Origin of the sequence: Actinoplanes sp. NPDC051411 (assembly GCF_040682075.1) — a bacterium.
In the GTDB taxonomy this organism is placed as follows: Bacteria; Actinomycetota; Actinomycetes; order Mycobacteriales; family Micromonosporaceae; genus Actinoplanes.
This window is the reverse complement of the sequence record NZ_JBFBAD010000002.1, coordinates 156923-177232: the sequence shown is the minus strand read 5'-3', so window position 1 is coordinate 177232 and position 20310 is coordinate 156923. Positions and strand designations below refer to the sequence as shown.

Genomic DNA, 20310 nt, shown 5'->3' with positions numbered 1-20310 from the left:
TTTCAGTGTCCCCCTGCGTGCTGTCCACCCGCGGACGCCCCCGCCAGGGCCCGCAGGACGGAGGTGAAGAAGCCGAGGCCGTCGAGCGACGGACCGGTGAGCGCCTCCACCGCGTGTTCCGGGTGCGGCATGATGCCGACGACGTTGCCGGCCTCATTGGTGATCGCGGCGATGTCCCGCTGGGACCCGTTGGGGTTGCCGTTGATGTAGCGGGCGACGACGCGGCCCTCGGCCTCGAGCGCGTCGAGCGTGTGCTCGTCGGCCACGAAGCAGCCTTCGCCGTTCTTCACCGGGATCAGGATTTCCTGACCGGCCTGGTAACCGTTGGTCCAGGCGGTGTCGGTCGACTCGATGCGCAGCCACTGGTCGCGGTTGCGGAAGTGCAGATGCTGGTTGCGGGTGAGCGCGCCCGGCAGCAGGTGCGCCTCGCAGAGAATCTGGAAGCCGTTGCAGATGCCGAGGACCGGCATGCCGCCGCGGGCCGCGTCGACGATGGAGTCCATCGCCGGGGCGAACCGGGCGATCGCGCCGCAGCGCAGGGCATCGCCGTAGGAGAAGCCGCCGGGCAGGACGACCGCGTCGACCCGGTGCAGGTCGGCGTCGCCGTGCCAGAGACGGACGATGTCGGCGCCGGCGATGCGCGCGGCCCGGGCCGCGTCCCCGTCGTCGAGCGAACCCGGGAAAGTGACCACACCGATACGCATGGTCAGGCGTCCTCCACCTTGATCGAGAAGTCTTCGATCACCGGGTTGGCCAGGAGCTTGTCGGCGATCTCCCGAGCGCGCTCGGCATCCGGCTCACCGGTGAACTCGATCTCGATCCGGCGACCGATGCGGACCGAGGAGACATCGGTCACGCCGAGCCGGGGCAGTGCGTTTGCGACCGCTTGGCCCTGCGGATCGAGGATCTCCGGCTTGAGCATGACGTCGACCACGACGCGAGGCACGGGCACTCCTGACTGGTGAGGTGTGAGCACCGCGAAGCCTACCTTGTGAACCCGGCGCGGAAGGCATCGGCCGGTGTCGGCAGACCGACGCTCACGGCGCTGAGCAGGCAATCTCGGTGGTGATCTCAACCACCCGGTCGGTAAAGCCTTCAATAGTCATCACGTCAAGGGGATGGGGTAGTTGAGGTCTTGGCGGGCATCGACGCCCGCAATTACCGTCGAGAAAGCAGCTGGGGCGCGACGCGAGGGTCGAGCTCCGTCGTGCCCCGGCGGCCCATCACAGAATGGGTGCGGGCTGATATTTCGCCGCCGCCGGGTGCGCCGCCACGATCGCCGCGATCCGCTCCGCGAGCGCCCGCACCTGCGACGGCGCCGCCCCGACGAACGCGGCCCGGTCGGCGACGAGCGAGTCGATCTCGCTGCGGCTCAGCTGCAGCCGGCCGTCGGCCGCGAGCCGGTCGAACAGATCATTTTCCACCGCGCCCTTTTCCCGCATGGCGAGAGCGACGCCGACCGCGTGCTCCTTGATCACCTCGTGCGCGACCTCGCGGCCGACTCCCTTGCGGACCGCCGCCACCAGGATCTTGGTGGTCGCGAGGAACGGCAGGAAACGGTCGAGCTCGCGGGCGATCACCGCCGGGTACGCCCCGAACTCGTCGAGCACGGTGAGGAAGGTCTGGAACAGCCCGTCGGTGGCGAAGAACGCATCCGGAAGGGCGACCCGCCGCACCACCGAGCACGAGACGTCGCCCTCGTTCCACTGGTCGCCGGCCAGCTCGCCGACCATCGACAGGTAGCCGCGGACGATCACGGCCAGCCCGTTCACCCGCTCGGACGACCGGGTGTTCATCTTGTGCGGCATCGCCGACGACCCGACCTGGCCCGGCTTGAACCCCTCGGTGACCAGCTCCTGGCCGACCATCAGGCGGATCGTGGTGGCGAGCGAGGACGGTCCGGCGACGATCTGGGCCAGCGACGAGATCACGTCGAAGTCGAGCGACCGCGGATAGACCTGGCCGACGCTGGTCAGCACCCGGTTGAACCCGAGGTGGCCGGCCACCCGCTGCTCGAGCTGGCCGAGCGCCTCGAAGTCGCCGTCGAGCAGGTCGAGCTGGTCGGCCGCGGTGCCGACCGGGCCCTTGATGCCGCGAAGCGGGTAGCGCCCGATCAGGTCGTCGAGCCGCTCGTACGCGATGAGCAGTTCCTCGGCCGCCGAGGCGAACCGCTTGCCCAGCGTGGTCGCCTGCGCCGCGACGTTGTGCGAGCGGCCGGTGATCACCAGGTCGGAGTGCTCGACCGCGAGCGCCGCGAGCCGGGACAGGGTCGCCACGGCCCGGTCGCGGATCAGCACCAGCGACGCGCGGATCTGCAGCTGCTCGACGTTTTCGGTCAGATCGCGGGAGGTCATGCCTTTGTGGATCTGCTCGAAGCCGGCGAGCGCGCTGAACTCCTCGATGCGCGCCTTCACGTCGTGCCGGGTGACCCGTTCCCGCGCGGCGATCGACGCGAGGTCGACCTGGTCGAGAACCGACTCGTACGCCTCGATCGCCCCGTCCGGCACCACCACGCCCAGGTCGCGCTGGGCCCGGAGAACGGCGATCCAGAGGCGTCGCTCCATCCGGATCTTTTCCTCGGGCGACCAGAGGCCGACGAGTTCGGTGGAGGCGTAACGGGAAGCGAGGACGTTCGGGATGGTCACGCCAGTGATTCTTCCACGGGCTCGACGACCGGCTCCGACCGCTTGTGCGGCAGAGTGCGCACGTCACGGCTGCTCAGCATCCCGATCACGGCGAGCACGATGAGCACGCCCGCGCCGAACACCGTCGTCTCGACGCCGGCCAGCTTCGAGATCGGGCCGACCGTGACCTCACCGACCGGCATCGCGAGCAGCGAGCCGAGCATGTCGTAGGAGTAGACGCGGGCCAGCTTGTCGGCCGGGACGTGTTCCTGCATGGTCGTCTCCCAGGCGACCCCGAACTGCTCGATCATCAGGCCGGCCACGAAAGCGCACGGCACCAGCACGTAGACCCGGGGGTAGGTGCCGAGCGCGAGCAGCGGCAACGCGTACGGAAAGCAGCTGGCGACGCCGAAATAGAGCATGCGCCGCAGGCGCAGTCGCATCGCGATCAAGCCGCCGATGATCATGCCGGCGGTCTGCGCGCCGAGGATCAGGCCCCAGCCCTGACTGCCGAAGCTCTTGCTGGCGATCACCGGACCGAGCACGGCCACACCGCCACTCCAGGCGGCATTGCTGACGCAGAAGCCGACCACTACGACCCAGAGCCACTCCCGCGAGCGGAACTCGGACCATCCGGTCCGGAGATCGGCGAAGATGTGGGGTCGCTCGACCGGTCCGGTCACGGTCGGCTGAGGTACGCGAAGGAGCGCGAACGCCCCCGCGGCCAGCGCGAACGACGTGGCGTCGACGACGATGCCCCAGCCCGGTCCCACCGCCGCCACGACCACGCCGGCGATCGGCGCGCCGAAGATCTGCGCCGAGTTGAGCAGGATGCGGCTCAACGCGTTCGCCTGCTGGCGGATCTCCTCGGGCACCGTCCGTGGCAGCAGAGCCGAACTGGCCGGCATCGACAGCGCCGCGGCGGTGCCGTTGACCGCGGCCAGGCCGATCAGCATGGGGATGGTCGCCGTGTGACTGAGCACCAGAACGGCCGCGGCACCCTGCGAGAGCGCGGCGACCAGGTTGGAGCCGACCATCAGCAGGTGCTTGGGGAGACGGTCGGCGAGCACCCCGCCGAAGAGCAGGAAGATGACCATGAGCAGCGTGCGGGTGCCGACCACGAGGCCGAGGTCGCTGGCCGACCCGGTGATGTCGAGGACGGCGAAGGCGAGCGCGACGGCGGCGAACGAGTTGCCGAACGCGTTGATCGTGCGTCCGGCGACCAGCCACCGGAAGGCGTGGTGGCGCAGCGGGGCCAGGGCGGACATCACTTCTCCGTCTCGGGGGGCAGCATCTCGAACATGGCGACGGTCGTGCCGGTGCGGATCGTGCCGGGGGTGCGGGGCGGCTGGGCCGCGTCGTGCAGGTCCTGGATCGCCTCGTGGACCCGGGTGCGGATCGCGCGCCAGGTCTCCTGGTCGATCCAGAGCTCGGCGTCGGCGAGCAGCTTGCCCTCGGTCGCGACCCTGGCGATCCTCACCCGGCGGATCAGTTCCTCGGCGACGGCGCTGAAGTCGGCGCGCAGTTGCTCGTGGGGCACCGGGCCGAGGCCCTCCTCCCGGTGCGCGTCGTAGCGGTAGCGCTTGGCGATGCCACCGCGGATCTTCTCCTCGCCGGCCGAGACGATCAGGCCGCCGGTGAGCAGGTTGCGCAGGTGGTAGCTGGCGTTGGCGTGGCTGATGCCGAGCTCGCGGGCGACCTCGGCCGCGGTCAGCGGCGCACCGGTGAGCAGCGACATGATGCGCAGGCGGATCGGATGGGCCATCGCCCGCAGGGCCGCCGTCCTCTTCTTCGCCGCCTCACCATCTCCCAAAGACATGTTTGGGAGTGTGACACAGCGGGAGTCGACTGTCCAACGGTCATTTGGGAGTGGCAGACTGCTCGTCGAGGCGGCATTGTCGCTAGGGTTACCGACGAGTAGGTTCCACGCCTGAAAGGTCCACCGATGACTGATTTCAACGTTGAGTCGCTCTCCGCGATCGGCCCCAAGGAGTTCGCTCAGCTCGTCAAGACCACCCCCGACTCGAAGCTCGCCGAGGTCATGGCCGGCGACTCGCGCGGCAAAATCCTCGACGAGGTCTTCGGCCGCATGCCGACGCTCTTCCGCGCCGACAAGGCCGGCTCCACCTCGGCCGTGATCCACTGGATCCTCACCGGCGGCGCCGGCGGCACGAGCGACACCTACGAAACCGTGATCGAAAACGGCGCCTGCACGGTCACCAACCAGCCGGCCCGCGACCCCAAACTGGCCATGACCATGGACCCGGTCACGTTCCTCAAGGTCGTCTCGGGCGACGGCAACCCGATGATGATGTTCATGACCGGCAAGATCAAGGCCAAGGGCGACCTCGAGCTCGCCGCCCAGGTCGCCAAGCTCTTCGACATCCCGAAGGCCTGAGCCGCAAAGCCAAGAGGGAGCCGGCCCAGCGGGCCGGCTCCCTCTCACTTTTCCGTACGAAGTCAGCGACCTCGACGCCAGCGGGTCAGAGCTTGATTCGGTCCTCGACGGCGCCCAGGGCGATGTCGGTGCGGTAGTGGGCGCCGTCCAGGCGCACGCCGTCGACCAGGGCGTAAGCCGCCTCGCGTGCCTCGGCCAGGTCGGCGCCGGTGGCGGTCACGCTGAGCACCCGGCCGCCGGCCGAGATGAGCGCGCCGTCGGCGCGGCGGGCGGTGCCGGCGTGGATGATGCCCGGGCGCTCCGCGCCCTCGATGACGTCTCCCGTACGCGGCGTGCCCGGATAGTCCTTACTGGCCACCACGACCGTGACCGCCGCGCCCTCCTGCCAGCGCAGTGGCGGATGCGCGGCGAGCGTCCCGGTCGCGGCCGCCTTGAGCAACCCGCCCAGCGGCGTGTCGAGCAGCGCCAGCACCACCTGGGTCTCCGGGTCGCCGAACCGCGCGTTGAACTCGATCACCTTCGGCCCGTCCGGCGTGAGCGCGAGTCCCACGTAGAGCAGCCCCGCGAACGGCGTCTCCCGCTTGCGCATCTCGGCCAGCGTCGGCTCGACCACCTCGCGCATCACCTGCGGGACGAGGTCGTCGGGCGCCCAGTCGAGCGGCGCGTACGCCCCCATGCCGCCGGTGTTCGGCCCGGCGTCGCCGTCGGCGAGCCGTTTGAAGTCCTGCGCCGGCATCAGCGGCCGCGCCGTCGTGCCGTCAGTGACCACGAAGAGTGAGACCTCGGGGCCGGGCAGGTACTGCTCGATCACGACCTTGCCGCAGTCGGCGGCGTGTTTCTCGGCCGTCGCGCGGTCGTCGGTGACGACGACGCCCTTGCCGGCCGCGAGCCCGTCGTTCTTGACCACGTACGGCGTGCCGAGGTCGTCGAGCGCGCGCCGCACCGCCGCCTCGTCGGTGCACGCATAGGACAGTGCGGTCGGCACACCGGCCGCCGCCATCACGTCCTTGGCGAACGCCTTCGAGCCCTCGAGCCGGGCCGCGGCCGCGCTCGGCCCGAAACAGGCGATGCCCTTGGCCCGGACCGCGTCGGCCACCCCGGCGACCAGCGGCGCCTCCGGCCCGACGATGGCCAGGTCGGCCGCCACCTCGACCGCGAGGGCCGCCACGGCCGCCGGGTCGGTGGCGGTGACCTCGTGCAACTCGGCGACCCGGGCGATGCCCGGGTTGCCGGGCGCGGCGGCCAGGAAGTCGACGGACGGGTCGGCGGCGAGGCCGAGGGCGATGGCGTGCTCGCGGCCGCCGGAACCGATCAGAAGTACGCGCACGGCGAGGGATCCTACCGGCGGTGTCCTTCCGCACGTCGCACAGCAGGGCCTTCGCGTAAACTTCGGCAGTACCCGGGCTTCCCCTGGTACGAGCCGTTCGACGGAAGGCGTCACGGAAGTGCCGGTGATCGTGTTGGTCGGCGCCCAATGGGGCGACGAGGGCAAGGGCAAGGCCACTGACCTGCTGGGAGACCGGCTTGACTACGTGGTCAAGTTCAACGGTGGCAACAACGCGGGTCACACCGTGGTGATCAACGGCGAGAAGTACGCCTTGCATCTGCTGCCCAGCGGCATTCTCACCCCGGGTGTGACCCCGGTGATCGGCAACGGCGTGGTGGTCGATCTCGGTGTGCTGTTCCACGAGATCGACGGCCTCGAGGCCCGCGGCATCGACACGTCCCGCATGCGCATCAGCGCGAACGCGCACGTCATTCCGTCGTACAACCGCTCGCTCGACAAGGTCAGCGAGCGTTATCTGGGCGCCCGCCGCATCGGCACGACCGGCCGCGGCATCGGCCCGACCTACGCCGACAAGATGAACCGTCTCGGCGTCCGCGTCCAGGACCTCTTCGACGAGTCGATCCTGCGGCAGAAGGTCGAAGCGGCACTGAGCTTCAAGAACCAGGTCCTTTCGAAGATCTACAACCGCCAGGCGGTCAAGCCCGGCGACGTCGTGGCCGAGCTCCTTTCGTACGTGGAGCGCCTGCGGCCGTACGTCGGCGACACCGCGCTGGAGCTGTCCGAGGCGATCGACGCGGGCAAGGTCGTGCTCTGCGAGGCCGGCCAGGCCACCCTGCTCGACGTCGACCACGGCACCTACCCGTTCGTGACCAGCTCCAACGCGACGTCGGGCGGGGCGTGCACGGGTTCCGGCATCCCGCCGACCCGCATCGACCGGGTGGTGGCGGTGCTCAAGGCGTTCACGTCGCGGGTCGGCGAGGGCCCGTTCCCGACCGAGCTGCACGACAAGTTCGGCGACTACCTGCGGGAGGTCGGCCACGAGTACGGCACGACCACCGGCCGCCCGCGCCGCATCGGCTGGCTCGACCTGGTCATCGGGCGCTACGCGCAGCGCATCAACGGGGTCACCGACTTCGCACTGACCAAGTTGGACAATTACGACGGTCTGGACGAGATTCCGGTCTGCGTGGCCTACGAGGTCAACGGCGTCCGCCACGACGAGATGCCGATCAACCAGACCGACTTCCACCACGCCGTACCGATCTACGAGACGCTGCCCGGCTGGAAGTCCGACATCTCCGGCTGCCGCCGCTTCGAAGACCTGCCCAAGGACGCCCAGCGCTTCGTCGAGTTCGTCGAGGAACGCATCCGCGCCCGCGTCTCGATCGTCGGCGTCGGCCCCGGCCGCGAGGCGGTCATCGAGCGCCACTCGGTGCTGAGCGGCTCCTGACGTGTACGACGTCATCATCCTTTCGCTCGCCGAAGGTTCGTCCTGCGGTTCCTCGTGCGGAGGCGCTTGCTCGACTCTGGAGCGCGACCCTTGCGCTCCGAGGGTGCCGGTGCTGCGCTGCGCCGAGGCGCTGACCAAGGCCGGCGCGCGCGTCGAGACGATCACCGCTCAGTCGGACGCCGAGATCGACGAGGTGATCGCCCGCTTCGACGGCCCACCCCGCCCCGACGGCCTGAGCTGGCCCGACGCCGACAGCAAACTGCGGCTGATCGTCGCTTCCGCTTCCGACGGACAACTGCGGGCCGTCGTGCGACGGCTCGTTCGGAGGTACGCGCCCCCGCCGAGCAAGCGGCCGGCCGACCTGGCCGAGGACCGGACCGTTCCCGACCTCCCGGCACTGGCGATCCTTCCGCTCGACCCGTCGTCGACCGACGATCTGGCCGCTCAGCTGGGCCTGCCCCGCGATCCTTCCGCGGTTGCTTCCGCCGTCCTCAACGGTTCGGCCCGGCGCCTCGACCTGCTCCGCAACGACGGCGGCTCGGTCACTGTGGACGGCGCCCTGGTCGGCGGGGCGGGCGCCGACGGGCGGGCCCTGCCCTGGCGCGGGCGCGTCGAGGTCGACTCGACGGTGCTCTCCGACGGCAACGACCCGATCATGGCGTGCGCGATCGGCAACGGCGGCGCCTACGCCTCGGTCGACGGCTTCCGGCTGCTCGCCGAGGGCAACCCGACCGACGGCGAGGTCGAGGTCGCGGTGGCCGTCTCCCGCGTGGTCAAACAGCGCTTCCGCGGCACCAAAGTCCAGATGGAGGTGCGCCGCGCCCGCGGCCGCGCCGTGTCCGTACTCCCCCGCGACGGCGAACTGCCCTTCCTCGACGACGGGGTGGCCGGCTCCCTCAACCGCAAGCGCTCGTGGTGGACCGAACCCGGAGCCTGGGCGGTGTACGCAGGCTGACCGGCTGTGCCAGTCTGGAGATAGAGATATAGGTCTACGGGGAGGATCCATCCGTGGAGGACGAGCACGCCGACCGCGTCTACGTCCCGGGCAACAACCCCACACCGCCCGACCGTGACGTGGAACCGTTCTGGGCCGAGGACGAGCTGGAAGCGCCCGTGCACGGCCGGCCCGTACCCCACGAGGCGCCGCCCGCCATCCCCCTGCCCCCGCCGGGCGGGGTCTATCGACCGGGAGCGATCCCCCAGCAGCCGGCCCACCCGCCGATCCCGGTCCCGCCGCCGGCCGAGGCCCTGAGTTTTCCGCCGCAGCCGCCGTCGGCCCAGCCTTTCCCGTCGGCCCAGCCTTTCCCGCCGGCCCAGCCTTTCCCGCCGGCCCAGCCTTTCCCGCCGGCCCAGCCTTTCCCGCCGACCCAGGCTTGGCCCAACCTCGAGCCGGCCGCCAACGGCTTCGCCGACCCGTCGACGGGCTACGCCCCGCCCCAGCCCGCGCCGCCCGACCAGTCGGGCGCGCACAGCCGACGCGAGCTCGGCGCCGGTCATCCGACCGACCTCACCGCCGATCATTCGGGGGCGCACACCGTGCCTTCGTTTGCCGCCGCGCCCACCTCAGGCCCGTCGGCGCCGCCACCGCCCAGCCCCGGCGAGGGCGACCAGCCGAATGCCGGCCACAGTGATTCGCCCTGGTCGCAGCCTCCTCACCGCCCGTCACCGCCAGCCGGTCCCGCCGAAACACGGGCTACTGCCTCGGCCGCGGTTCCCGGCGGCGAGCGCCCCGGCTATTACCCGACGGTGATGCCGCGCGACGCCTCCGACGACGCCTCGAGCGACGGCGCCCACAACGGCGCGATCTACCGACCCGAGACGCCGCCGTCGGCACCGACCTCGAGTTCGGCTTCCGGCCCGATCTACCGCCCCGGAAATTCCACGGCCGCGCCGACCTCCGGTCCAACCGCCGCGCCCACCTCCGGTCCGGCGGTTGGATCAGCCGCCGCGCCCGGCCCGGCCGCCGCCCCTGCCTCCGGCTCGGCCACCGCACCCACCTCCGGTCCGGCCGGCGTTCCAACTTTCGGGTCCGCGACCACGCCAACTTCCGGACCGACGGCCGGCCCGGCTTCGGGCCGGGCGGGAGCCCCGGCTTTCGGCTCGGCGGCCGCTCCGACGTCGGGCCCGGCTAGCTCCCCGAGTTCGCGATCGGGTTCCTCCCCGACTTCCGGGCCAGGAGCTGGGCCGACCACCGGTTCCGCCCGCGGCAGCACCGCAGCGGGCCCGGCCACCGGGTCCGCCCAGGGCAGCACCCCAGCGGCCCCGACCACCGGGTCTGCCCACGGCAGTGCCCACGTGCCGACGCAGCCAGGCCCTCACCCGACCAGCGCCCTGCCGGCGCCTGCCGCTCCCGGTCACCCGGGCCACGTTCAGACCGCCGGGATGCACGCCAGCGCTTCGGGCACCTACTCGACCCAGCCGCACGGGGCCCAGCCCGGCCAAACCCAGCCCGGCCAAACGCAACCCGACCAGACGCAGGCCGGCCAAGCGCAGCCCGGCCAGACGCAGGCCGGCCAGACGCAGGCCGACCAAACGCAGCCCGGCATGCCGCCCCAACCCGGCCCCGCGCAGGCCAACCCCACAGCCGCGGGCTTGGCTCAACCGCACCCAACCCCGCCCGGCACCGCCCAGCCCCACCCGGGCGCAGCCCCGCAGCACCCCAACCAGCCCCACCCCACCCACCCACAAACAGCCCAACCGCACCCAGCACCCCCCGGCATCCCTCAGCCCCATCCCGCACCCCCCGGCACCCCCCAACCCCCCGGCCCCTACGGTTACGGCCAAGCTCCCTACGTCGGCGCCCCCACCCAGCAGCCCATCCCCGGTCAACGGCCGCCCGGCCCCTACCCGCCTACGGTCGACCCCCGGGCCCTGCCGCCTCATCCGCAGATCAACCAGGGCGCCGACCCGACCGCACCGCCCGGCCCGAGCGTCGACCCGTTCCAGGACCTGCCCTGGGTCTCCGACACCCCGACGGCCGAGGAGTTTGCCCGGCGGCGGATGGCCAAGCAGGCCGAACCGACCGCCACCATGGGTGCCCGTGCGCTGCTCCGGAAGGGCACGATGGGCCTGGTCAAGCTGGCCCCGGGCCGGCATGAGGTCGAGTTCAAGCAGGATGTCGAGATGGTCCGCCGTAACTTCGGTGGCCTGCGACAGGTGACCGTGGTCAACCCCAAGGGTGGCGCAGGCAAGACCATCGCCGTTCTGCTGCTGGCGATGACGTTCGGGCAGAAGCGGGGCGGCTATGTGCTGGCCTGGGACAACAACGAGACCCAGGGCACCCTCGGCATGCGGGCCCAGCAGGATTTCCACGCCCGTACGGTGCGGGACATGATGCGCGACCTGCACCTGTTCCGGGGCGCGCACGGCCGCGTGGGCGACTTGTCGCAATATGTTCGGGCGCAGGGCGAGGGCATGTTCGACGTGCTGGCGAGCGACGAAAGCGCTACCGCCGGCGAGATGCTCACGGCCAGCGCGTTCGCCGAGATCCGGGAGATTGTGAGCCGGTTCTACAAACTGATCTTTGTGGACACCGGCAACAACGTTCGGGCCCAGAACTGGCAGGCGGCCATGGACGCCACCGATCAACTGGTGATCACGATGTCGGCCCGTAACGACTCGGCCGAGACCGCCGCCCGGATGCTCGACCACCTGGAGCAGAGCGGCCGCCAGCGGCTCGTACGCCAGGCGGTCAGCATCGTCTCGATGCCGCCGACCCGCAAAGACATCGACCTGCCGGCGATCCAGCGGCACTTCGCGGCCCGCACCCGGGCGGTGCTGCTCGCGCCCTACGAGAAGATGATCGACTCCGGCGAGCCGCTGCGCTACGGCCAGTTGTCCGCCGGCACGAAGGACGCGTGGCTCAAGATCGCGGCAGCGGTCGCCGAAGGTCTGTAAGCGAGATCAGGCGAGGGCGTCGGCCGCCGCGGGGTCGCTGTCGCGCAGGAACTGGGCACACCGGGCCGCCTCGTCCGCCTCGCCGATCTCGGCCGCGGCCTTCGACAGTGCGTACAGGCAGCGCAGGAAACCCTGGTTGGGCTCGTGCGACCACGGGATCGGCCCGTGGCCCTTCCAACCGTTGCGGCGCAGCGCGTCGAGGCCGCGGTGGTAACCGGTCCGCGCGTACGCATAGGCGGTGACCGGCTCGCCGGCCTCGAGTGACCCGGCGGCGAGGGCGCCCCAGGCGCCGCTGAAAGCGGGATAGGCCGCCGCGACGGCCTTGAGTGCGTCGGTGGTGCCGGCCGCCTCGGCGTCGGCGAGGGCCTGGTCGGCAGCCTGGTCTGCGGGAAGCAGGGTGGCAGGAGGCTCGGGAAGGAGGTTCTGCATGCCCCCATTCAACCGGTCCGACCGGCGTGAATTCCCCCGGGGCCGGAAACGGATGATCTCAGTCCCAGGTGCTCCCGAGACGGGTCAACCGATCCCGATATTCGATCCGCTGCGACCACGAATCGGGCCAGGCCGGCATTCCGAGCGCCGCTCCCGCGAATGACCCGGCGAGGCACGCGATCGAATCTGAATCACCCGACGATGCCGCCCCACGGGCCACCACCGCAACCGGGTCGCCGGGCGAGATCAGGTAGCAGTACAGCGCGGTCGCCAACGCCTCCTCGGCCACCCAGCCGGCCCCGGTGACCAGGCACGGGTCGCCCTCGAAGGGCCCGGCCGCCAGCCCTTCGGCGACCCGCTCCAGCGCCGCCGCCGACTCGTCCCAGCCGAGCGCGATGAACTCCTCCGCCGACCGCTCCCGCGAACGCTTCCACAGGTCACCGAGCCAGTCGCCGCGGTAGACGGTCCGCTGCTGGGCGCTGCGCGCCCGCAACGCGGCGATCAGGTCGTTCGGCGCCAGGCCGTCACGCAACAGCTTGATCGCGTACGCGGTGAGCTCGCTCGCCGCCAGCCCGGTCGGATGCCCATGGGTGAGCCCGGCCTGCAGTTGGGCCCCGCCGGCGAGCTCGTCGTCGCTCAGCCCGGGCACCAGCGCGACCGGCGCCACCCGCATGTTGGCCCCGCAGCCGTTGGACCCGATCTGGCTCGCCTCGACCCAGCCGCGGCCCTCGGCGAGCATCCCGCACGCCCGCAGGCAGGTCATCCCCGGCGCCCGGTTGTTGTCGGGGCTGGACGCCCAGGCCACGAACGCGTCCCGCCAGGCCGGCGCCAGAGCCTCGGGTGTGAACGCGCCGGCGGCCAGGATGCCCTCGCCGACCGCGAGCGTCATCTGGGTGTCGTCGGTGACGAGCGCCGGCTCGCCGGTCAACTCGCGCGGACCCTGCGGGCCGTATTCGGCGACGATCTCGGCGTACGTCTGGAATTCGGTGGGCTTGCCCAGCGCATCGCCGTAGGCGAGGCCGAAGAGCGCGCCCGAGGCGGTGTTTTTCATGGTGGCTACCCTACGGGCATGCCCGTGGATCTCCCTTTTGACGACACTGCCTTCGAAGTCGAGTCGCGGGCCGAATTCGATCTGCACCTGGCCCGGCACTCGCTGGCCGGCCTGGTCATCCTCGGGCTCCGCCTCGACCTGGAGCCGCCCGACTTCACCGGCGTCGACGTCTCCGACACGCTCTTCGTCGGCTGTCGTCTGTCGACCGCCGAGGTCGAGATCGACCTGCTCCGCCGCGGCGCGCACCTGGTGCCTCCGTTCGACACGCGGCCCTATCCGACCCACCCGGCGACCCTCTACACGCCCGAGGATCTCTCGTTCGGCTTCGCCCAGGGCGGCTTCGCCGGCATGTACGACAGCCAGGTCTACCAGCACTTCCTCGAGCACGGCGGCGCCACTCCGGACATCCGCGAGGCGCTCGCCCAGCGACTGCACGACGCCGGCATCGACAACGCGCTCGGCAAGGCGGTCGACGCGTGGGTCCACACCCACGGGGCGAAGCGCGCGGTCGGTATCATGGGCGGGCACGCGGCGCGGCGCGGCTCCGACGCCTACCGGATGGCGGCCACGCTGGCCTGGCGGCTGGCCACGGTGGGCCGGCTCATCGTGACCGGTGGCGGCCCGGGCGTGATGGAGGCGGCCAACCTCGGCTCCTACTTCGCCGCCCGCCCGGCGACCCAGTTGCAGGCGGCGATCGACCGGCTGGCCGCGGCACCGCACTTCGACGACCACGACCCGTACACGGCGGCGGCCCTCGATGTGCGCGCGGCCTTTCCGGCCCCGCCGACCGCGGCCACCGATGTGCTGGGCAAGCTGCGGCACGGCGGCCTGGCGCTGCCGACCTGGTTGTACGGCCACGAGCCGGCCAACCTGTTCGCCGGGCAGATCGGCAAGTATTTCTCGAACGCGGTGCGCGAGGACTCGATCCTGCGCCTGGCCCGCGGCGGCATCGTGTTCGCGCCCGGCTGGGCCGGCACGGTCCAGGAGGTCTTCCAGGCCGCGACGAAGACCTTCTACCAGACCGACGGCCCGTCCGGCGCCTTCGTCTTCCTCGACCGGGCACACTGGCGCGACCTGCCGGTGGAGGCCCTGCTGCGGCCGCTGCTGGCCAAGTCACCCCACGGCGACCAGTCCCACCTCGTCGTCGTCACCGACTCCCTCGACGAGGCCATGGCGGCGCTGTCCACCTAGGCGACGTGGACGCGGCGCCAGTTGGTGACCGGCAGTTCGTCCTCGGGCACGTCGGTGAGGCCGTTCTCGTCCATCGCGTTGTAGATCGCCAGCCGGGCGTCCTCGAAGAGGAACTCGACCGCGTGCAGGATCCGCGGCCGCCAGTCGGCCACGGTGATCAGTTCGATGATGTTGACCGCGCGCAGGATCTGGCCGCGCGCGTTGCGCAGCGCCGGGTGCGGGTCGGGCCGCCAGTCGAAATGCTCGTACCAGTCGATGGGGACGTTCATGTCGATCTGGTCCCACGTGATCGCGCACTCGTCGAACTTGCGGTGGGTGATTTCGACGTTCGTGTTTCCGAAGTCGAGAATGACCGGGCCGTCGGCGAACCAGCCCCGCTCGGCCATGTCCCACATCAGCCAGCCGGAACGCAGTCGGCGGCCGATGAGCCGCACGAACCGGGTGCGATGGACGGCGGCGAGAGCCTCGGCGTCGTGGTGCCACGCCGGTTCATAGCCCTCGATACCGAGCACGATCTTGAACCTCCGTTTACGGGGAGGGACGATCGTACCCACGGGTATCAGTGGTCCGGCAACACGAACAGGGTCGGTCCCCGCGAACGAGGACCGACCCTGACGTGGCGTTTACTTCGAGAGGGTGGTGCCGGTCGAGCGGAGGTTTTCGCACGCCTCGACAACGCGCTTGGCCAGGCCGTTCTCGGCCAGCTTGCCCCACGCCCGCGGGTCGTACGCCTTCTTGTTGCCGACCTCGCCGTCGATCTTCAGCACGCCGTCGTAGTTCTTCAGCATGTGGTCGGCGACCGGGCGGGTGAACGCGTACTGCGTGTCCGTGTCGATGTTCATCTTGACCACGCCGAAGTCCAGCGCGCCCTGGATCTCCGACAGCAGCGAGCCCGAACCACCGTGGAAGACCAGGTCGAACGGCTTCTCCTTGCCGTACTTGGCGCCGACCGCGTCCTGGATCTCCTTGAGGATCTCGGGGCGCAGCTTGACGTTGCCCGGCTTGTAGACGCCGTGCACGTTGCCGAAGGTCAGGGCGGTCATGTAACGGCCCTTTTCGCCCAGCCCGAGCACGGCGGCGGTGGCCAGGCCGTCCTCGACCGTCGAGTAGAGCTTGTCGTCGATCGCGCCGACGACGCCGTCCTCCTCGCCGCCCACGACGCCGACCTCGATCTCGAGGATGATGTGCGCCGCCGCCGCGTCACGCAGCAGCTCCTCGGCGATCCGCAGGTTCTCGTCGATCGGCACGGCCGAGCCGTCCCACATGTGCGACTGGAACAGCGGCGCGCGGCCGTTGGCGACGCGCTCCTTGCTGAGCGCGAGCAGCGGGCGGACGTACCCGTCGAGCTTGTTCTTGGGGCAGTGGTCGGTGTGGAGAGCGACGTTGACCGGGTAGTTCTTGGCGACCTCGGTCGCGTACTCGGCCAGGGCGACCGCGCCGGTGATCATGTTTTTGACGGTCGGGCCGGACGCGTACTCGGCGCCGCCGGTGGAGATCTGGACGATGCCGTCGCTGCCGGCCTCGGTGAAGCCCTGCAGGGCCGCGTTGAGAGTCTGCGAGGACGTCACGTTGATCGCCGGGTAGGCGAACGCGCCGGCCTTGGCGCGGTCGAGCATCTCGGCGTAGACCTCGGGAGAAGCGATGGGCATCGGTGCGCTCCTTGCTCAGTTGCGTCTTTAAAAAAGATCTAGAGGGCCAGGACCGCGCTGTCCTCCTTCCGGCAGTATTCCGCAGTCGCCGGCGGGGGTGGAAACCGCCCCGAAACTCGCGGCCGGAATTCCCGGACCCTCCCGGAGGACGCCCGGTTTGTGCTACTGAGGGACGGGGGAAGGAGTCAGGACATGACCTACCCGGAGAACGACGACCTGGAGACACCGCTCGAAGATGCGGCCGAGCAGGCGACCAGCGCCGTCCCGGACCGGCCCGACGACGACGAGGCCGACGAGGCGGCGGGCGACGACGAGGCGCGGGTGGTCGAGTTGGACGATGAATACCGTTGAGCGGTAGGACGGCCCGGGTTGATCATTAGCCCGTGCTGCTTACCGTATCGACCACTCATCGACCGGCGACCGATCTCGGCTATCTGCTGGTCAAGCACCCCGACAAGGTGCACGCCTTCGACGTGCCGACCGGCACGGCGTACGTCATGTACCCGGAGGCGGGCGAGGAGCGCTGCACCGCGGCGCTGCTGCTCGACGTCGATCCACAGCGGCTGCGCGCCCAGCAGGACACCTTCGAGCTCGGGCAGTACGTCAACGACCGCCCGTACGCGGCGTCCAGCCTGCTCGCCGGCGCGATCGCCAAGGTCTTCCGCACCGCGCTGCGCGGCGCCTCCCGGGACCGTCCCGAGTTGGCGTCCGAGCGCATCCCGCTGGAGATCGGCGTACCCGTGCTCCGCGGCACCGAGAGTCTGACCGTCCGGCTCTTCGAGCCTCTCGGCTGGCAGGTCGAGGCCACCCCGATTCCGTTCGAGCCGGAAATCGGCGGCGACAGCCGCTACGTCGAACTCCGGCTCACCGGTCACCTCAAGCTTTCCGACGCGCTCAACCACCTGTACGTCCTCCTGCCCGTCCTGGACGACGCCAAGCACTACTGGGTCGCGCCCGACGAGATCGACAAGCTCCTGCGGTCGGGCGCGGGCTGGCTCGCCGGCCACCCCGAGAAGGTGCTGATCGCCCGCCGCTATCTCGCGCACCGCAAGGCGTACGCGACGAGCGCCCTGGCCCAGCTGGAGGCGGCCGAGCCGGCGACCGAGGAGGAGGCCGAGCTGCCGGTCGCCCGCAAGGTCACGCTGGCCGAGCAGCGACGCGACGCGGTGCTGGCCGCGCTGGCCGAGGTCGACGCGGCCCGGGTGCTCGACCTCGGGTGCGGCGGCGGGGCGCTGCTGACCGCGCTGGTCAAGGACCGCCGGTTCACCGAGATCGTCGGGGCCGACGTCTCGTCCCGGGCGCTCGAGATGGCCGGCCGCCGGCTGCGGCTCGACCGCCTGCCCGACCGGGAGCGCGACCGCATCACGCTGCGCCAGTCCGCGCTGACCTACCGGGACGACCGGCTGCGCGGCTACGACGCGGCCGTGCTGATGGAGGTCATCGAGCACGTCGACCCACCGCGGCTGCCCGCCCTGGAGGCCAACGTCTTCGGGCACGCCCGTCCGCGGGCCGTCGTCGTGACCACGCCCAACTCCGAATACAACGTGCACTACGAGGGCCTGGCCGGCATGCGGCACTCGGACCACCGCTTCGAGTGGACCCGGGCCGAGTTCGAGGCGTGGGCACAGCGGGTCGCCGCCGAGCACGGTTACGCGGTGTCGTTCCGCGGGGTCGGCGAGGCGCACGACGACACCGGCGCCCCGACCCAGCTCGCCCTTTTCACCGAAAGCACCGAAAGTGACGTGACAGCATGATCGACATCCCGGAACTCGCGCTCGTCGCGCTGGTCGGCATCTCCGGCTCGGGCAAGTCGACCTTCGCGCGCGCCCACTTCGCCCCGACCCAGGTGCTCTCCTCGGACTTCTTCCGCGGCCTGATCGCTGACGACGAGAACGACCAGTCCGCCTCGGCCGACGCCTTCGACGCGCTGCACTACGTGGCCGGCAAGCGGCTCGCCGCCGGCCGGCTGACCGTGGTCGACGCGACCAACCTCCAGCCGCACGGCCGGGCCGCCCTGGTCAAACTGGCGCGCGAGCACGACGTACTGCCGGTGGCGGTCGTCCTCGACGTACCGGAATCGGTGGCCTGGGAACGCACCCAGGCGCGACCGGACCGCCTGTTCGACCGCCGGGTTCTCACCCGGATGCACGGCGACCTGCGCCGTTCGCTGCGCTCGCTGTCCCGCGAGGGCTTCCGCAAGGTGCACGTGCTGCGCGGCGTGGAAGAGATCGAAGCGGCCGAGATCCGCTACGAGAAGCTCTTCAACGACCGGCGCGACGAGACCGGGCCGTTCGACATCATCGGCGACGTGCACGGCTGCCGCCAGGAATTGGAGACCCTCCTGCAGAGGCTCGGCTACCACCTCGTACGGGATGAAGCCGCCCGCCCGGTCGGCGGCACGCATCCGGAGGGCCGCAAGGCCGTCTTCGTCGGTGACCTGGTCGACCGCGGTCCCGACTCGCCGGGCGTGCTGCGCCTGGTCATGGGCATGGTCGCGGCCGGCACCGCGATCTGTGTGCCCGGCAACCACGAGCAGAAGCTGGCTCGCAAGCTGAACGGCCGCAACGTGCAGCTCACCCACGGCCTGCCGGAGACCCTGGCCCAGCTCGAGGCCGAGCCGCCCTCGTTCACCGAGGAGGTGCGCGTCTTCATCGAGGGCCTGGTCAGCCACTACGTGCTCGACGAGGGCCGGCTGGTGGTGGCGCACGCCGGCCTCAAGGAGGCCTATCAGGGCCGCACCTCGGGCCGGGTGCGCAGCTTCGCGCTGTACGGCGAGACCACCGGCGAGACCGACGAGTACGGCCTGCCGGTCCGCTACCCGTGGGCCCGCGACTACCGGGGCCCGGCCGCGGTCGTCTACGGCCACACCCCGACGCCCAAGCCGGAGTGGATCAACAACACGATCTGTCTCGACACCGGTTGCGTGTTCGGCGGCTCGCTGACCGCGCTGCGCTGGCCGTCCCGCGAGCTGGTCTCGGTGCCCGCGGCCCGCGAGTACTACGAGCCGGTCCGGCCACTGGCTGAGCCCGCGCGCGTCGACGAGGGCCTCGACCTGGCCGACGTGGTCGGGCGCAAGCATCTCGACTACGGCTACGGCCGCACCACGGTCGCGGCCGAGAACGCGGCGGCGGCGCTCGAGGTGATGAGCCGGTTCGCGCTCGACCCGGCGACGCTGGTCTGGCTGCCGCCGACCATGGCGCCCTGCTCCCATCCAACCGCCCCGCCCACCGCCCTCGATCAGACTAAAGGCTCGCCTTTCCTCGACGGCTTCCTCGAGCACCCGGCCTCGGCCTTCGCCGACCTGCGCCACGCCGGAATCGACCGGGTGGTGTGCGAGGAGAAGCACATGGGCTCGCGGGCGGTCGTCCGTGTCTCGCGCGACGGCACCGGGGACGCGATCTGGACCCGGACCGGGCGGCCGTTCTTCGGTCCGGCCCTGGACCAGCCGCTGCTCGCCCGGGTCCGGAAGGCGGCCTCTTCGTTGTTCGCCGACCTCGACACCGACTGGCTGCTGCTCGACACCGAGCTGCTGCCCTGGTCGGCCAAGGCGGGCGGCCTCATCCGCGACCAGTACGCGAGCGTCGGCGCGGCCGGCCGCAGCGCACTCCCGGCGGCCCTGGGCGTACTCGACCGGGCGGCCGCCCGCGGGCTCGACGTGGCCGCCCTGCGCGACCGCATCGAGCTGCGCTCGTCCGAGATCGACAGCTACTCGGCCGCCTACCGGGCGTACGTGAAGCCGACCGACGGCCTCGCCGGGGTGACCCTGGCCCCGTTCGCCGTACTGGCCGGCGCCGGCGTCTCCTACGCCGACCGCGACCACGGCTGGCACCTGACCCTCGCCGACCGGCTGGTCACCACCGACCCGGGCCTGTTCACCCCGACCCGGCGGATGGTCGTCGAGCTGGCCGACCCGGCGTCCGAGGCGGCGGCCACCGACTGGTGGCTGGCGCTGACCGCGGCCGGTGGCGAGGGCATGGTCGTCAAGCCGTACGCGGGCCTGGCCGTCACCAACGACAAGGGCCGCCTCGTGCAGCCCGGCGTCAAGTGCCGTGGCCGCGAGTACCTGCGGATCATCTACGGACCCGAGTACACCCGCCCGGAGCAGCTGGAACGCCTGCGCAACCGGCGTCTCGGCCGCAAGCGCTCGCTGGCCCTGCTCGAGCACGGGCTCGGCCTGGCCGCGCTCGACCGGCTGGCCGAGGGCGCACCGACCTGGCGCGTCCACGAGCTGGTGTTCGCGATCCTGGCGGCCGAGTCGGAGCCGGTCGACCCCCGCCTCTGACGCGGTGTCGGTGTTTCCACAGGAATCGAACAGGTACCGGCCGGTGTCCGG

At 71.1% G+C, this 20310-nt stretch carries 18 protein-coding genes; 8 read left to right on the top strand and 10 right to left on the bottom strand.

The window, feature by feature from the left end; all coding sequences use genetic code 11:
* Positions 1 to 2 precede the first annotated feature (2 nt).
* The 5 genes from purQ to AB0M88_RS01750 form a co-directional block, all read right to left on the bottom strand.
* On the bottom strand, positions 3 to 710 hold the full coding sequence (purQ, locus tag AB0M88_RS01770) for a phosphoribosylformylglycinamidine synthase subunit PurQ (protein ID WP_364093971.1): 708 nt from the start codon (positions 708 to 710) through the stop codon (positions 3 to 5).
* Positions 707 to 946, bottom strand: coding sequence for a phosphoribosylformylglycinamidine synthase subunit PurS (gene purS, locus AB0M88_RS01765; protein ID WP_364093852.1), 240 nt, complete (start codon positions 944 to 946; stop codon positions 707 to 709). Before purS ends, purQ begins: the two co-directional genes overlap by 4 nt.
* A 277-nt stretch (positions 947 to 1223) precedes the next feature.
* Complete coding sequence (gene purB, locus AB0M88_RS01760) at positions 1224 to 2645, bottom strand: adenylosuccinate lyase (RefSeq protein WP_364093849.1); 1422 nt, start codon at positions 2643 to 2645, stop codon at positions 1224 to 1226.
* Positions 2642 to 3892: an MFS transporter gene (locus AB0M88_RS01755; protein ID WP_364093846.1), complete on the bottom strand. Its 1251-nt coding sequence runs from the start codon at positions 3890 to 3892 to the stop codon at positions 2642 to 2644. Before AB0M88_RS01755 ends, purB begins: the two co-directional genes overlap by 4 nt.
* A complete protein-coding gene (locus AB0M88_RS01750) occupies positions 3892 to 4443 on the bottom strand; it encodes a helix-turn-helix domain-containing protein (protein WP_364093844.1) in 552 nt (183 codons plus the stop codon). The genes AB0M88_RS01755 and AB0M88_RS01750 overlap by 1 nt, the downstream gene beginning before the upstream one ends.
* Before the next feature lie 126 nt (positions 4444 to 4569).
* On the opposite strand from AB0M88_RS01750, the gene AB0M88_RS01745 reads away from it, so the two are divergent.
* Positions 4570 to 5022 carry an SCP2 sterol-binding domain-containing protein gene (locus AB0M88_RS01745; RefSeq protein WP_364093842.1) on the top strand — a complete coding sequence of 151 codons (453 nt, stop codon included), beginning with the start codon at positions 4570 to 4572 and terminating at the stop codon, positions 5020 to 5022.
* Between the two features lie 85 nt (positions 5023 to 5107).
* Here AB0M88_RS01745 and purD read toward each other — a convergent pair whose 3' ends face one another.
* Positions 5108 to 6349 (bottom strand): phosphoribosylamine--glycine ligase, encoded by a 1242-nt coding sequence (gene purD / locus AB0M88_RS01740; protein WP_364093840.1) that lies wholly within the window; start codon positions 6347 to 6349, stop codon positions 5108 to 5110.
* Positions 6350 to 6467: 118 nt separating this feature from the next.
* Here purD and AB0M88_RS01735 point away from each other — a divergent pair, with 118 nt between their 5' ends.
* The 3 genes from AB0M88_RS01735 to AB0M88_RS01725 all read left to right on the top strand — a co-directional run bounded on the left by AB0M88_RS01735 (position 6468) and on the right by AB0M88_RS01725 (position 11657).
* A complete protein-coding gene (locus AB0M88_RS01735; protein WP_364093837.1) occupies positions 6468 to 7760 on the top strand; it encodes an adenylosuccinate synthase in 1293 nt (430 codons plus the stop codon).
* Between the two features lies 1 nt (position 7761).
* Positions 7762 to 8715 carry a diacylglycerol kinase family protein gene (locus AB0M88_RS01730; RefSeq protein WP_364093835.1) on the top strand — a complete coding sequence of 318 codons (954 nt, stop codon included), beginning with the start codon at positions 7762 to 7764 and terminating at the stop codon, positions 8713 to 8715.
* Positions 8716 to 9509: 794 nt separating this feature from the next.
* Positions 9510 to 11657 (top strand): chromosome partitioning protein, encoded by a 2148-nt coding sequence (locus AB0M88_RS01725; protein WP_364093968.1) that lies wholly within the window; start codon positions 9510 to 9512, stop codon positions 11655 to 11657.
* Positions 11658 to 11663: 6 nt separating this feature from the next.
* On the opposite strand, the gene AB0M88_RS01720 is transcribed toward AB0M88_RS01725, so the two are convergent.
* Together AB0M88_RS01720 and AB0M88_RS01715 are read right to left on the bottom strand one after the other, a co-directional pair.
* The gene (locus tag AB0M88_RS01720) at positions 11664 to 12086 is read right to left on the bottom strand and encodes a DUF3151 domain-containing protein (protein ID WP_364093833.1); all 423 of its coding nucleotides are present in this window, start codon (positions 12084 to 12086) and stop codon (positions 11664 to 11666) included.
* Between the two features lie 58 nt (positions 12087 to 12144).
* Positions 12145 to 13137, bottom strand: coding sequence for an ADP-ribosylglycohydrolase family protein (locus AB0M88_RS01715; protein ID WP_364093832.1), 993 nt, complete (start codon positions 13135 to 13137; stop codon positions 12145 to 12147).
* 18 nt (positions 13138 to 13155) lie between these two features.
* Here AB0M88_RS01715 and AB0M88_RS01710 point away from each other — a divergent pair, with 18 nt between their 5' ends.
* Positions 13156 to 14328: a hypothetical protein gene (locus AB0M88_RS01710; protein WP_364093829.1), complete on the top strand. Its 1173-nt coding sequence runs from the start codon at positions 13156 to 13158 to the stop codon at positions 14326 to 14328.
* Here AB0M88_RS01710 and AB0M88_RS01705 read toward each other — a convergent pair.
* A complete protein-coding gene (locus tag AB0M88_RS01705; RefSeq protein ID WP_364093828.1) occupies positions 14325 to 14840 on the bottom strand; it encodes a hypothetical protein in 516 nt (171 codons plus the stop codon). The genes AB0M88_RS01710 and AB0M88_RS01705 overlap by 4 nt on opposite strands.
* Positions 14841 to 14951: 111 nt before the next feature.
* Positions 14952 to 15977 (bottom strand): class II fructose-bisphosphate aldolase, encoded by a 1026-nt coding sequence (gene fbaA, locus AB0M88_RS01700; protein WP_364093827.1) that lies wholly within the window; start codon positions 15975 to 15977, stop codon positions 14952 to 14954.
* A 192-nt stretch (positions 15978 to 16169) separates the two neighbouring features.
* Between fbaA and AB0M88_RS01695 the strand changes: the two genes are divergently transcribed.
* The 3 genes from AB0M88_RS01695 to AB0M88_RS01685 are packed head-to-tail and all read left to right on the top strand — an operon-like array spanning position 16170 to position 20259.
* Entirely contained in the window at positions 16170 to 16328 is a 159-nt protein-coding gene (locus tag AB0M88_RS01695; protein WP_364093825.1) for a hypothetical protein, read from the top strand.
* A 32-nt stretch (positions 16329 to 16360) separates the two neighbouring features.
* Positions 16361 to 17731: a 3' terminal RNA ribose 2'-O-methyltransferase Hen1 gene (locus AB0M88_RS01690; protein WP_364093824.1), complete on the top strand. Its 1371-nt coding sequence runs from the start codon at positions 16361 to 16363 to the stop codon at positions 17729 to 17731.
* Entirely contained in the window at positions 17728 to 20259 is a 2532-nt protein-coding gene (locus AB0M88_RS01685; protein WP_364093821.1) for a polynucleotide kinase-phosphatase, read from the top strand. The genes AB0M88_RS01690 and AB0M88_RS01685 overlap by 4 nt, the downstream gene beginning before the upstream one ends.
* Positions 20260 to 20310: the final 51 nt, after the last annotated feature.

What these genes read in the sequence shown, in the direction of transcription:
- AB0M88_RS01745 (WP_364093842.1), top strand. Translation starts at nt 4,570, where the DNA reads ATGACTGATTTCAACGTTGAGTCGCTCTCCGCGATCGGCCCCAAGGAG.
- AB0M88_RS01710 (WP_364093829.1), top strand. Translation starts at nt 13,156, where the DNA reads ATGCCCGTGGATCTCCCTTTTGACGACACTGCCTTCGAAGTCGAGTCG.
- AB0M88_RS01685 (WP_364093821.1), top strand. Translation starts at nt 17,728, where the DNA reads ATGATCGACATCCCGGAACTCGCGCTCGTCGCGCTGGTCGGCATCTCC.
- AB0M88_RS01755 (WP_364093846.1), bottom strand. Translation starts at nt 3,892, where the DNA reads ATGTCCGCCCTGGCCCCGCTGCGCCACCACGCCTTCCGGTGGCTGGTC.
- AB0M88_RS01720 (WP_364093833.1), bottom strand. Translation starts at nt 12,086, where the DNA reads ATGCAGAACCTCCTTCCCGAGCCTCCTGCCACCCTGCTTCCCGCAGAC.
- AB0M88_RS01695 (WP_364093825.1), top strand. Translation starts at nt 16,170, where the DNA reads ATGACCTACCCGGAGAACGACGACCTGGAGACACCGCTCGAAGATGCG.
- AB0M88_RS01715 (WP_364093832.1), bottom strand. Translation starts at nt 13,137, where the DNA reads ATGAAAAACACCGCCTCGGGCGCGCTCTTCGGCCTCGCCTACGGCGAT.
- fbaA (WP_364093827.1), bottom strand. Translation starts at nt 15,977, where the DNA reads ATGCCCATCGCTTCTCCCGAGGTCTACGCCGAGATGCTCGACCGCGCC.
- AB0M88_RS01750 (WP_364093844.1), bottom strand. Translation starts at nt 4,443, where the DNA reads ATGTCTTTGGGAGATGGTGAGGCGGCGAAGAAGAGGACGGCGGCCCTG.
- AB0M88_RS01725 (WP_364093968.1), top strand. Translation starts at nt 9,510, where the DNA reads ATGCCGCGCGACGCCTCCGACGACGCCTCGAGCGACGGCGCCCACAAC.